We start from the raw sequence: 12,675 nt of genomic DNA, 5'->3' as shown, positions 1-12,675 counted from the left end.
TCCGTCTCGTCGACCGCCTCGTCGGGGAAGGTGACCGCGACCCCGGCGATCGGATGCGCGTGGTGGTCCAGGACGGGTGCGGCGACCGAGGAGAGACCCGGTGTCACCTCGCCCTCCTCCGTCGCGTACCCGCGCCGCCGTGCCTGGGTCAGCAGGGCGCGCAGCGCCGTCAGCGTCGCGGGGCCGGCGCCGTGCCGCTGCACGAACGCCGACCGGTCGGGGAAGATCGCCCGCACCTGTGCGGGCGGCAGCAGCGCGAGCACGGCCCGGCCGCTCGCCGTCAGGTGGGCCGGCAGCCGGACGCCGACCTCGCTGACCAGGGGCGGGCGGCCCGGGGCGCGTTCCTCGATGACGTAGATGACCTCGCGGCCGTGCAGGACGGCGAGGTTCGCGTTGTGCCCGGTGCGGTCCACGAGCGAGGCGAGCGGGGCCCGCGCGAGCCGCTGGAACGGCGCCTGGCGCTCGTACCCGGAGGCCAGCTCGAAGGCGCTGAGCCCGAGACCGTAACGCCTCTCCTCCGGCAGGTGGACCACGAAGCCGTCCGCCGCCAGGGTGTCGAGCAGGTGGTAGGTCGTCGAGCGCGGCAGCCCCACGTCACGGCTGATGGCGGCCGCGGGGACGGGCGCGGCCTGACGGGAGAGATAGCGCAGGACGGCCAGCACCTGCGCGGCGGCAGGGACGATGCTCATGGGGCGAGAGTAGACCAGGGACGTCCCAAACCATCTGTCTGGGATCCCAGACCGGATGTCTGGCATCCCAGACACGAGCTGCCAGGAAGGGCTCGCGGACCCCTTCCCGCCTGCGGCTTCATAGGGGCATGAACGTTGTTGTTGGTGTCGGTGCCCTCTCCGCCGACGAAGTCGTGTCCGTTGCCCGTCTCGGTGCCCAGGTGACCCTCGCCCCCGAGGCGCTCCAGGAGATCGCCCGCAGTCGCGAGGTCGTCAAGGCCCTCGCCGACGACGCCAAGCCCCACTACGGCGTCTCCACCGGCTTCGGCGCCCTGGCCACCCGCCACATCCCCACCGAACTGCGCACCCAGCTCCAGCGCAGCCTCGTGCGCTCGCACGCCGCGGGCTCCGGCCCCGAGGTCGAGCGCGAGGTCGTCCGCGCCCTGATGCTGCTGCGCCTGTCCACCCTCGCCACCGGGCGCACCGGCGTCCGCACCGAGACCGCCGAGGCGTACGCCGCGCTCCTGAACGCGGGCATCACCCCGGTCGTCCACGAGTACGGCTCGCTCGGCTGCTCCGGCGACCTGGCCCCCCTCGCGCACTGCGCGCTCGCCGTCATGGGCGAGGGCGTCGTCCGCACCGCCGACGGCGAGCGCAAGCCCGCCGCCGAGGCCCTCGCCGAGGCCGGCATCACCCCGGTCGTCCTGGAGGAGAAGGAGGGCCTCGCCCTCATCAACGGCACCGACGGCATGCTGGGCATGCTCGTCCTCGCCGGCCACGACCTGCGCCGCCTGCTGCGCACCGCCGACATCGCCGCCGCCATGAGCGTCGAGGGCCAGCTCGGCACCGACGCCGTGTTCGCCGCCGACCTGCAGGCCATGCGCCCGCACCCGGGGCAGGGCGACAGCGCGGGCAACCTGCGCTCCCTGCTCGCCGACTCGGCGATCATCGCCAGCCACGCGGGCCCGGACTGCACCTACGTCCAGGACGCCTACTCGCTGCGCTGCACCCCGCAGGTCCACGGCACCGCCCGCGACACCCTCGCCCACGCCATGCTCGTCGCCTCCCGCGAGCTCGCCAGCGCCGTCGACAACCCGGTCGTCACCCTCGACGGCCGCGTCGAGAGCAACGGCAACTTCCACGGCGCCCCCGTCGCCGCCGTGCTCGACTTCCTCGCCATCACCGTCGCCGACGTCGCCTCGATCTCCGAACGCCGCACCGACCGGTTCCTCGACCCGGCCCGCAACCGCGGTCTGAACGCCTTCCTCGCCGACGACCCGGGCGTCGACTCCGGCCACATGATCGCCCAGTACACGCAGGCCGCGATCGTCTCCGAGCTCAAGCGGCTCGCCACCCCGGCCTCCGTCGACTCGATCCCCTCCAGCGCCATGCAGGAGGACCACGTGTCCATGGGCTGGGCCGCCGCCCGCAAGCTGCGCCGCGCCATCGACGGCCTCGGCCGCGTCCTCGCCGTCGAGCTCTACACCGCCGCCCGCGCCCTCGACCTGCGCGCCCCGCTGACCCCCGCCCCGGCCACGGCCGCGGTGCGCGACGGCCTGCGCGAGACCGTCGAGGGCCCCGGCACCGACCGCTGGCTCGCCCCCGAGATCGAGGAGGCCGTCCAGTACGTGGCCTCCGGCCGCGCCCTGGCCGCCGCCGAGTCCGTGACCGGCGCCCTGGTCTGACCGGGGACGCAGTCCCTCGCGCCTTCCGGGTCCCCGCGGGGACCCGGAAGGCGCGGTAGGCCCCCGCCGCGCATGCCCAGCCCCCAGAAGGAGCCGTTCCCCGGTGAATGACCTGCCGACCGCCACGGTGCACAACAGCGTCGGCCAACTGCGCGCCGACGCCTGGAGCTCACTGACGGACCTCACCCACCGCCTCGCCGCACAGGGCGCGGACGGCCGCCCGGACACCGCCGCGCGCATCCAGGAACTCATCCGCCTCCTGGCACCCGTCGAGCACTGCTGGGCCTTCCCCGGCACGGCCGCCCTGAAGGAGCTCCGCGGGCTGTACGGCCAGCGGGAGTACCGTCAACTCGCCCAGCGTGCAGAAGAGTTGTACCGTGCCCTCGCCGGACACCGGCACCACGTCACCGCCCCGCACACCTCCGCCGCCCCGGGCGCCGCGCCCGACGAGACGACGGACACCCCGCACACCCCGCCCGCGTCCTCCGTCCCGTACTTCGAGGTCCTCGTCGTCGGCGACCTGGACGCCGCCGAGGAACAGGCGCTGCGCGTCGAACTGCGCCGCCTGCGCCGCTCCGACGACGAGTTCGCCTACGAGATCGTCGTCGCCCCGAGCTTCGAGGACGCGGTCATCGCGTCCCTCGTCAACTCCAGCCTCCAGGCCGTCGTCATCCGCGACCGGTTCACCGACCGCTCCCGCCACGACCTCAGCGTCGTCCGCCGCTTCTTCGACGAAGCCACCGACACCGCCGCGACACCCGGGGACAGCGGCGAGCGGATCCGCGCCCTGGGCGACCGACTCCTCGCCCTGCGCCCCGAACTCGACCTCTACCTCGTGTCCGAACGGGCCGTCGAGTCCACCGCGAGCCGCATCGGCCGCCGTTTCCGGCGCGTCTTCCACGCCCACGAGGGCCTCCTCGAACTGCACCTGTCGATCCTGCAGGGCATCACCGAACGCCACCGCGCCCCGTTCTTCACCGCCCTGCGCGCCCACAGCCGCAAGCCCACCGGCGTCTTCCACGCCCTGCCCGTCTCCCGCGGCGCCTCGGTGCTCAACTCGCCCTGGATCCCGGAGATCGCCGACTTCTACGGCCTGAACATCTTCCTCGCCGAGACCTCCGCCACCTCAGGCGGCCTGGACTCCCTGCTCGCCCCCACCGGCCCGCTGCGCGAGGCCCAGGACCTGGCCGCCGAGGCCTTCGGCGCCCGCCGGACCTACTTCGTCACCAACGGCACGTCCACCGCCAACAAGATCGTCGTGCAGGCGCTCGTACGCCCCGGCGACATCGTGCTCGTGGACCGCAACTGCCACAAGTCCCACCACTACGGGCTCGTCCTCGCCGGCGCCCACGTCGTCTACCTCGACGCCTATCCCCTCGACGAGTACGGCATGTACGGGGCCGTACCGGTGGAGGAGATCAAGCGGAAGCTGCTGATGCTCAAGCACGAGGGCGTCCTGCACCGCGTCAAGCTCCTCATGCTCACCAACTGCACCTTCGACGGGATCGTCTACAACCCCTCGCGCGTGATGGAGGAGTGCCTGGCCCTCAAGCCGGACCTGGCGTTCCTGTGGGACGAGGCCTGGTTCGCCTTCGCCCGCTTCCACCCCGTCTACCGCCGGCGCACCGCCATGGCCGCGGCCCGCACCCTCACCGACCGCTACCGCGACCCCGGGTACGCCGACGCCTACGCGGCCCACCGCGCGAGCCTCGGCGACGACCCGGACGACGAGACCCTCGTCCACACCCGCCTGATGCCCGACCCGGAGAAGGCCCGGGTCCGCGTCTACGCCACGCAGTCCACGCACAAGACGCTCACCTCGATGCGCCAGGGCTCCATGGTCCACGTCTTCGACCAGGACTTCCGCCACAAGGTCGCCGAGGTGTTCCACGAGGCGTACATGACGCACACCTCGACGTCGCCCAACTACCAGATCCTCGCCTCGATGGACCTCGGCCGCCGGCAGGCCGTCTTCGAGGGCTTCGCCCTCGTGCAGAAGCAGCTCGAACAGGCCGGTGTGCTCCGCGACGCGGTCGCCCAGCACCCGCTGCTCAGCCGCTACCTGCGCATCCTCACCACACCGGAACTCGTCCCGCACCGCTTCCGCTCCTCCGGCATCGAACAGCCCCTGCGCACCGGCCTCGCCCGGATGGAACGGGCCTGGGAGGAGGACGAGTTCGTCCTCGACCCCACCCGCGCCACCCTGCACATCGGGCTCACCGGGATCGACGGGGACACGTTCAAGCACGACCTCCTGATGGACCGGCACGGCATCCAGGTCAACAAGACGACCCGCAACACGCTGCTGTTCATGACGAACATCGGCACCACCCGCAGCGCCGTCGCCTACCTGATCGAGGTGCTCGTCCGCATCGCCGAGGACCTGGAGGAACGCATCGGCGAGATGAGTCCGCACGACCGGGCCTCACACGACAGCGCCGCCACCGGACTCGACGCGGGCTCCGCCGCCCTGCCCGACTTCAGCGCGTTCCACCCGGCGTTCCGGCCGAGCCCGCGCACCCCCGAGGGCGACATGCGCTCCGCGTTCTTCCTCGCCTACGACGACACCGAGTGCGAGCACCTCTCGGTGGACGCCCTCACCGATGCCATGGCGCAGGGCCGTACGGTGGTCTCGGCCACGTTCGTCACCCCGTACCCGCCCGGCTTCCCGGTGCTCGTCCCCGGACAGGTCGTCAGCAAGGACGTCCTGACCTACATGGCCGCCCTCGACACCCGCGAGATCCACGGATACGACCCGGCTGCCGGATACCGGGTCTTCACCGAGACCGCCCTCGAAACACGCCACACCGCCGAGCGCTAGCCCGACCCGACCCACGCACCTCCTCTCCCGCGGCCCCAGGCGGCGGGGGAGGAGGTCGCGTTCTCCCGAAGGAGCAACACTTCATGGCACCCCGGATCCTGCGCGCGAACGACCGGACCCCCGCACCGTGGAAGAACGGCGGCGGCATCACCACCGAGGTCCTGGCCCACCCCCAGGGCGCCGGCACCGACGACTTCGCGTGGCGGATCAGCGTCGCCGACGTCGCGAGCAGCGGCCCCTTCTCCGCGTTCGAGGGCGTCGACCGGATCATCACCGTCGTCGAGGGACCGGGCATGGCCCTCACCGTCGACGGCACGGAACACGTCGTCGACACCCGCTACGCGCCCTTCGCCTTCTCCGGCGACGCCACCACCGACTGCCGTCTCCTCGACGGCCCCATCGTCGACTTCAACGTCATGGTGCGGCGCACCGAGGCGAAGGCCGACGTGTCCGTCGAACGCCGCTCCACGGTGCTGAGCCCCGCCCCCGGGACCCGTGTCCTCGCGATCGTCCTCGACGGCAGCGCGACCCTGGACCGGGAGTCCGTCCGCCTCGGCCGGCTCGACACGGTCCTGCTCCAGGACGACGAGGACCCCGTCGACATCGTCGTCGACGGGGTCCTCGCGATCGTCGCCCTCACGGACATCCGCTGAGGGGAGCCGGGTGATCTATGCGGGAAGGCCGCGGCCGCCAGGCCGCGGCTCTCGTATGCCGGGCGACCTGGCGGCCTGTTCGGAGGGAGGGCGTCACACCCAGGCGGTGACCGTCCGGTGCACCAGACGCGCGCCGGCCCGTGCCGTGCGCTGGTCGACGTCGAACTCCGGATTGAGCTCGGCGACGTCGACGACCACGAGCTTGCCGCTGCGCGCGACCCGGGTGCAGACCCGCTCGGCGACCTCCATCGGCACGCCGTACGCGGCGGGCGCGCTGACCCCGGGGGCGACGGCCGCCGGCAGCACGTCCAGGTCGATCGTCAGGTGCACGAGGTCGCAGCTCGCGAGGAACTCGTCGACGAACGACTCCACCCGCGCGATGTCGAGCAGCCCGCACTCGGTGTCCGCCAGGTACCGCACCCCGAGCGACGCCGCGGTGCGGAACAGCGTCTCGGTGTTGGCGGCCTGGCTGATGCCGAGCACCCGGTAGTCGAGGTCACGGCCGTGCCGCCGCTCGCTCTGCGCCATCTGCAGGAACGGCGTGCCCGAGCTGGGCCGCACGTCGTCGCGGAGATCGAAGTGCGCGTCGAGGTTCAGCACGCCGAGCCGCCCGCCGGCCTTCAGCGCCCGCGTCTGCTCCAGACCGCTGTACGTCCCGAACGCGACCTCGTGGCCGCCGCCGAGGACCACCACCGGGTGGCCCGCGTCGACGAGGTGCGCGACCACGCTGCCCAGCCGCTGCTGACCGGCCTCCAGGGCGTCGGCCGCGTCGCCGACGACCTCCACGTCACCGGCGTCGAGCGCCCGCAGCGGCTTCGGCAGCGCCATCGAGGCGAGGGCCCGCCGCAGGGCGTCGGGACCCTGCGCGGCGCCCTGCCGCCCCTTGTTGCGGCGCACGCCCTCGTCACTGGCGAATCCGACGAACGCCACGTCGCCCGGCCCCGTCAGCTCGGGATCGAGCTCGACGGCCTTGTGCCAGCGCAGGTGCTCCGCACCGGGCCCGTCGTCCCGGCCCGACCAGGGCCGGGCCGGGACGTCGGTGACCGGGGGAGCGGTCTGCTGGAACGCGCTCACGCCGCGCCGTCCCCGGTCTCCGTCATCGGGACGCGCACGCCGCGCTCCTTGGCGACCGAGGCGGCGTACTCGTAACCGGCGTCGACGTGCCGGATGACGCCCATGCCGGGGTCGTTCGTCAGGACGCGCTCCAGCTTCCTGGCGGCCAGCTCGGTGCCGTCGGCGATGCAGACCTGGCCGGCGTGGATGGAGCGGCCCATGCCGACGCCGCCGCCGTGGTGGATGGAGACCCAGGAGGCGCCGGAGGAGGTGTTCACCAGGGCGTTGAGCAGCGGCCAGTCGGCGATGGCGTCGGAGCCGTCGAGCATGGCCTCGGTCTCGCGGTACGGGGAGGCCACGGAGCCGGAGTCGAGGTGGTCGCGGCCGATGGCGACGGGGGCGGACAGCTCGCCGTTCGCCACCATCTCGTTGAACTTCAGGCCGGCCAGGTGGCGTTCGCCGTAGCCGAGCCAGCAGATGCGCGCGGGCAGGCCCTCGAACGAGACGCGCTCGCCGGCCATGTCCAGCCAGCGGTGCAGGTGCTCGTTCTCGGGGAACAGCTCCTTGATCGCGGCGTCCGTCCTGGCGATGTCGGCCGGGTCGCCGGACAGCGCGGCCCAGCGGAACGGGCCGAGGCCCTCCTCGAACAGCGGGCGGATGTGCGCCGGGACGAAGCCGGGGAAGTCGAAGGCCCGGTCGTAACCGGCCTTGCGGGCCTCGTCGCGGATCGAGTTGCCGTAGTCGAAGACCTCGGCGCCCTTGTCGAGGAAGCCGACCATGGCCTCGACGTGCAGGGCCATCGACGTGCGCGAGCGCTCGGTGAAGCCGGCCGGGTCGGCCTCGCGCTCCTTGTGCCAGTCCTCGACCGGGATGCCGACGGGCAGGTAGGCCAGCGGGTCGTGGGCGGAGGTCTGGTCGGTGACGATGTCGATCGGGGCCTCGCGGCGCAGCAGCTCCGGGAAGATCTCGGCGGCGTTGCCGACGACGCCGATGGACAGGCCGCGGCGCTCGTCGCGGGCCTGGACGGCCAGTTCGAGGGCGTGGTCGAGGTCGTCGGCCTTCACGTCCAGGTAGCGGGTGCCGATGCGGCGGTCGATGCGCGTCTCGTCGACGTCGACGCAGATGGCGACGCCGTCGTTCATCGTCACGGCCAGCGGCTGGGCGCCGCCCATGCCGCCCATGCCGGCGGTCAGCGTGATGGTGCCGGCGAGGGTGCCGCCGAACTTCTTGCGGGCGACGGCACCGAAGGTCTCGTACGTGCCCTGCAGGATGCCCTGCGAACCGATGTAGATCCACGAACCGGCCGTCATCTGGCCGTACATGGTCAGGCCCTCGGCCTCCAGCTTGCGGAACTCCTCCCAGTTGGCCCAGTCGCCCACCAGGTTGGAGTTGGCGAGCAGCACGCGCGGCGCCCACTCGTTCGTGCGCATCACGCCGACCGGCTTGCCGGACTGCACGAGGAGGGTCTCGTCGTCCTTGAGGGTCTTGAGCGTGCGGACGATCGCGTCGTACGCCTCGTGGTTGCGGGCGGCCTTCCCGGTACCGCCGTAGACGACGAGGTCCTCGGGGTGCTCGGCGACCTCGGGGTCGAGGTTGTTCATGAGCATCCGCAGGGCGCCTTCCTGCTGCCATCCGAGGCAGTTCAGTTCGGTGCCGCGCGGGGCCCGGACGACGCCCGGCGCTTCGTGGGAAGGGCTGGTCATGTGTGCTCCTCAGGGGGATCGAGCCGTTGTGCACCCTCATGACACGCGAGCGGCGGAGCCGGGACCAGCGGCGGCGCCCGCATCTCTCGGATCCGAGACACTTCCCCGGGAAGGGGACCATCGGCCCGTTCGCCGATGGCACCGCTCCCATAGGATCGTCGCAGGCAGGAGGCAGGGGGAGCGGATGGCGAGGACGGTGGGCGGCGTGGTCGTGGACCCGGCGGAGCTGGCCCGGTGGTACGCGCAGGGTGCGGGCGGTTCCGTCCCCGCGTACCAGCGCGTCAAGGAGCTCGTCGAGCGGCAGATCAGGAACGGGCACTGGCAGGAGGACGACGCCCTGCCCTCGGAGAGCCAGTTCGTCGACGCCCTCGGACTGTCCCGCATGACCGTCAACCGTGCCCTGCGCGAGCTCGCCGCCGAGGGCGTCATCCGGCGCGTCATGGGCGTCGGCAGCTTCGTCGCCGAGCGCAAGGCGAGCTCCGCGCTCCTGGAAGTCCACAACATCGCCGACGAGGTCCACGCCCGCGGTCACCGCTACGGGGCCCGCGTGCTGTCCCTGGGCGAGGAGCGGGCCGACGAGCGGACCACCGCGCACCTCGGGCTCGCCAAGGGGGAGCCGGTCTTCCGCTCCCGGGTCGTGCACCTGGAGGACGGCGTGCCGCTCCAGCTGGAGGACCGCTACGTCAACCCGGCCTTCGCCCCCGGCTATCTGGAGCAGGACTTCACGCTGCAGACGCCGTACACGTTCCTGTCGAAGGTCGCGCCGCTCGGCCGGGGCGAGCACATCGTGGAGGCGGTCCTGGCGTCGCCCGAGGAATGCGCGATCCTCGGCATCGGGCCGTCCGAGCCGTGCCTGATGATCCTGCGCCGCACGTGGTCGCGGGACGAGCTCGTGAGCATCGCGCGCCTGCTCCACCCGGGCTCCCGCTACCGCCTCGAAGGCGCGTTCGCCACGCACTGAGACGGCCGGGTCCGGTCTTTCGGCTCGGGTGGGGGGGCCGTTCAGGCGGCGGTCCGCGTCCCCGGCGGTGCGTGTCCCGAGACCGCCGCGGTCAGCCGCGCCGCACCCTGCGCCAGGGCCTGGCGCACCTCCTCGGTGTCGTGCCGGCCGTGGTGGCGGCGCCAGGTGGTGCTGATCGCGGCGACCGGCCGCTCGTTGTGGTCGAACGCGGCCACCCCCATCGAGCAGAAGCCCTGGGACACCAGCTCCACCTCCTGCGACCAGCCGCGCTCCCGCTCCCGGGCCAGCTCGCCGGTCAGTTCCGGCAGGGAGCGCGGCCCGCGGCCGGTGCGGGTGGTCAGATCGGCGGGCCGGGGGAACAGTGCCCGCAGCTGTGCCTCCGAGGTGTGGGCGAGGATGGCGCGGCCGTTGGCCGTCAGATGGGCCGGCAGGCGTACGCCGACATCCGTCACGAGTGCGATGTCGATGTCCCCTGCCCGGGCCGGTGGGCGCTCCTTGAGCAGGTAGACGGTCTCCGCGCCGTGCAGGATCCCCAGGTGCACGGTCTGGCCGAGGCGGCTCGCGGCCGTGCGCAGGATCGGCCGGGCGAGCCGCTCGAGGGGTTCGTGGCGCAGATAGGCCGAGCCCACCTCGAAGGAGGACACGCCGAGCCCGTACGCCTGCTCCGACGGCACGTAGGTGACGAAGCCGCGGTCGGTCAGCACGGTGAGGATGTGGTACGCGGACGAGCGCGGAATGCCCAGGTCACGGGCGAGGGTGGCGGCCTGGACGAGACCGGGCCGGGCGGCGAGGTACATGAGCATGTCCAGGGCGCGGGCGACCGCCGGGGAGGCGCTCGACGCGGTACCGGGCGTCTCTTCGCGTTCATTCATCGGGCCACCTCTTGACGCACCTGTATAGACAGGAATATACAGGCTGGCATTCGCCGTCGAGAGCTCGGACGACGGGCAGGTGCCGCGAGGCACATCGCCCGCCCAGGTCTCCTCCGGCATCCGCCCCCCAGAGGGAGACATTCGTTTGCGCACCGAAAACACCGGCCTGAGCCGTGGGCTCAACTCCCGGCACATCCGCTTCATCGCCCTCGGCTCGGCGATCGGCACCGGGCTCTTCTACGGCTCCTCCGAGTCCATTCGGGCGGGCGGCCCCGCCGTCCTGCTCGCCTACCTGATCGGCGGCGCCGCCGTCTTCCTCGTCCTGAGGTCCCTCGGCGAGATGGCCGTGGCGTCCCCCAGCGCCGGCTCCTTCGGCGAGTACGCGAACCGGCACCTCGGGCCGCTCGCCGGCTTCCTCACCGGCTGGACGTACGCCTTCGAGATGGTCATCGTCGCCGTCGCCGACGTCACGGCCATCGGCGTCTACATGGGCTTCTGGTTCCCCGGAGTCCCGCGCTGGATCTGGGTCCTGGCCGCCGTCCTCGTCGTCGGCACGCTCAACCTCGTCAGCGTCAAGGTCTTCGGCGAGCTGGAGTTCTGGCTGTCCCTCGTGAAGATCGTCGCCATCGTCGCGATGATCGTCGTCGGCATCGTGGTCATCGCCCTCGGCCTCGGCACCGGCCACGTCCACGTCGGCATCGACAACCTGTGGAACAACGGCGGATTCTTCGCCGGCGGCATCGACGGCTGGGTGCTCTCGTTCGCCATCGTCATGTTCGCCTTCGGCGGCACCGAGATCATCGGCGTCACCGCCGGCGAGGCGGAGTCCCCGGAGAAGACCATCCCGGGCGCGGTGAACTCCATCCCGCTGCGCATCATCCTGTTCTACGTCCTGACCCTCGCCGTGATCATGTCGATCACCCCGTGGCAGCAGATCAGCGACTCGGGCAGCCCCTTCGTGCAGATCTTCGCCGGTGTCGGCCTCAAGTCCGCGGCCGCGGTCCTCAACGTCGTGGTCCTCACCGCCGCCCTATCCGCCATCAACAGCGACATCTTCGCCGCGGGCCGCACCATGTACGGCCTCGCCGAGCGCGGGCACGGCCCCGCCGCCATGCGCCGCACGACCCCCGACGGCGTGCCCTGGGTGACCACCCTCGTCATGATCGGCGCCCTGCTCTTCGGCGTCGTGATGAACGCGGTCGTCCCCGGCGAGATCTTCCTGATCATCGCCTCCGTCGCCACGTTCGCGACGGTCTTCGTCTGGGTGATGATCATGCTCACCCACCTCAAGGCCCGCAGCGCGATGTCCCCCGAGGAGGCCGCGGCCCTGAAGTTCCCGGCCCCGTTCTGGCCCTACGGCCAGATCATCACCCTCGTCTTCATGGCGGCGGTGCTGGTCCTGCTCGGCGTCCACGAGAGCACCCGAGTGGCGCTCGAGGTCGGCGTGGTCTGGCTGGCCCTCCTGACGGTGGTCTACCTCCTCGCGGTCCGCCGAGGCCGGCCCCGGCCCGCAGCCGACGGGGCGACGACCACGACGGCGGAGGAACCGGTCGGGACCGCCGTCTGACCCGTCGCGAACGGCCCCCGCGGACGCGGACTCCGACCGTGTCGTCACGGCGGGCCGAGCGCCCCGCGGGGCCAGAACCGGGACAGGGACGACTCCTTGAAGGGCTGCGAGCTCACGGTGAGGTCGCCCGCGAAGGGTCGGTCCAGGACCAGGACCAGGAGCAGGCTGAAACCGATCAGCGTGGCGACGCTCGCCACGAAGAGGAACTGCATCCTCAGGCTGCGCAGCCCGTAGAGGAAGGTCAGCGGGATGATGACCACCGCGCCGCCGTAGACCAGGACCTGGAGCAGCACCGGGAGCTCGTTCGTGGCGATGTTGATCCGCTCCCGCCGCATCGCGGCCGCGTCGTTGAGGCGGGTGACGGCCTCCCCGTAGAAGGCCTGGTCGCGCGCCGTGGCCGGGTCGTACGCCTCCAGCGCCTCGTACACCGCCCCGAGCTGCTGGGACGTGGCGCCGAAGCCCGGCCGTCCGTCGCGCATCTTCGGCCACTGCACCTCGACCACGGCGTGGACGTACTCGCCCACCGCCTTGTCGATCCGCGCCCGCTCCGCGGCCGGGAAGGACCGGGTGCCGCGGACGACCAGGGAGATGTCGGTGGCCTCCTGGGAGACCACGGTCTGGGTGTGGTCCAGCTGCGTCCACAGGGTGACGACCACGAACGCGAGGATGATCCCGTAGATCGCGCCGAACAT

At 72.1% G+C, this 12,675-nt stretch carries 10 protein-coding genes; 5 read left to right on the top strand and 5 right to left on the bottom strand.

Annotated features, from left to right (window positions below; genetic code table 11):
- Positions 1-689 (bottom strand): IclR family transcriptional regulator (locus tag CCN56_RS36005; RefSeq protein ID WP_086831965.1); only part of this gene is annotated, 689 nt, incomplete at its 3' end.
- A gap of 128 nt (positions 690-817) precedes the next feature.
- Between CCN56_RS36005 and hutH the strand changes: the two genes are divergently transcribed.
- The 3 genes from hutH to CCN56_RS35990 all read left to right on the top strand — a co-directional run bounded on the left by hutH (position 818) and on the right by CCN56_RS35990 (position 5,827).
- Positions 818-2,353, top strand: coding sequence for a histidine ammonia-lyase (hutH, locus tag CCN56_RS36000; RefSeq protein WP_086831964.1), 1,536 nt, complete (start codon positions 818-820; stop codon positions 2,351-2,353).
- Between the two features lie 103 nt (positions 2,354-2,456).
- Positions 2,457-5,174, top strand: coding sequence for an aminotransferase class I/II-fold pyridoxal phosphate-dependent enzyme (locus CCN56_RS35995; protein WP_086831963.1), 2,718 nt, complete (start codon positions 2,457-2,459; stop codon positions 5,172-5,174).
- An 83-nt stretch (positions 5,175-5,257) separates the two neighbouring features.
- The gene (locus CCN56_RS35990) at positions 5,258-5,827 is read left to right on the top strand and encodes a HutD family protein (protein WP_086831962.1); all 570 of its coding nucleotides are present in this window, start codon (positions 5,258-5,260) and stop codon (positions 5,825-5,827) included.
- A 93-nt stretch (positions 5,828-5,920) separates the two neighbouring features.
- Here CCN56_RS35990 and hutG read toward each other — a convergent pair whose 3' ends face one another.
- Together hutG and hutU are read right to left on the bottom strand one after the other, a co-directional pair.
- Complete coding sequence (gene hutG / locus CCN56_RS35985; protein WP_086831961.1) at positions 5,921-6,901, bottom strand: formimidoylglutamase; 981 nt, start codon at positions 6,899-6,901, stop codon at positions 5,921-5,923.
- Positions 6,898-8,583, bottom strand: a complete 1,686-nt coding sequence (gene hutU / locus CCN56_RS35980) for a urocanate hydratase (protein ID WP_086831960.1) — start codon at positions 8,581-8,583, stop codon at positions 6,898-6,900. Before hutU ends, hutG begins: the two co-directional genes overlap by 4 nt.
- Before the next feature lie 184 nt (positions 8,584-8,767).
- Between hutU and hutC the strand changes: the two genes are divergently transcribed.
- A complete protein-coding gene (hutC, locus tag CCN56_RS35975) occupies positions 8,768-9,544 on the top strand; it encodes a histidine utilization repressor (protein WP_086831959.1) in 777 nt (258 codons plus the stop codon).
- A gap of 41 nt (positions 9,545-9,585) precedes the next feature.
- Here the strand turns inward: hutC and CCN56_RS35970 are convergent, their stop codons facing one another.
- Positions 9,586-10,416, bottom strand: a complete 831-nt coding sequence (locus CCN56_RS35970) for an IclR family transcriptional regulator (protein ID WP_086831958.1) — start codon at positions 10,414-10,416, stop codon at positions 9,586-9,588.
- A gap of 145 nt (positions 10,417-10,561) precedes the next feature.
- On the opposite strand from CCN56_RS35970, the gene CCN56_RS35965 reads away from it, so the two are divergent.
- Positions 10,562-11,983 carry an amino acid permease gene (locus CCN56_RS35965; RefSeq protein ID WP_086831957.1) on the top strand — a complete coding sequence of 474 codons (1,422 nt, stop codon included), beginning with the start codon at positions 10,562-10,564 and terminating at the stop codon, positions 11,981-11,983.
- A gap of 44 nt (positions 11,984-12,027) precedes the next feature.
- Here the strand turns inward: CCN56_RS35965 and CCN56_RS35960 are convergent.
- A partial coding sequence (locus CCN56_RS35960; RefSeq protein ID WP_256962354.1) for a DUF4239 domain-containing protein occupies positions 12,028-12,675 on the bottom strand: 648 nt, incomplete at its 5' end.

It is taken from the genome of Streptomyces sp. NRRL B-24572, from assembly GCF_002156145.1.
Lineage (GTDB): Bacteria > Actinomycetota > Actinomycetes > Streptomycetales > Streptomycetaceae > Streptomyces > Streptomyces vietnamensis.
The sequence above is the reverse complement of the archived record's forward strand: the minus strand, read 5'-3'. Positions and strand labels throughout refer to the sequence as shown.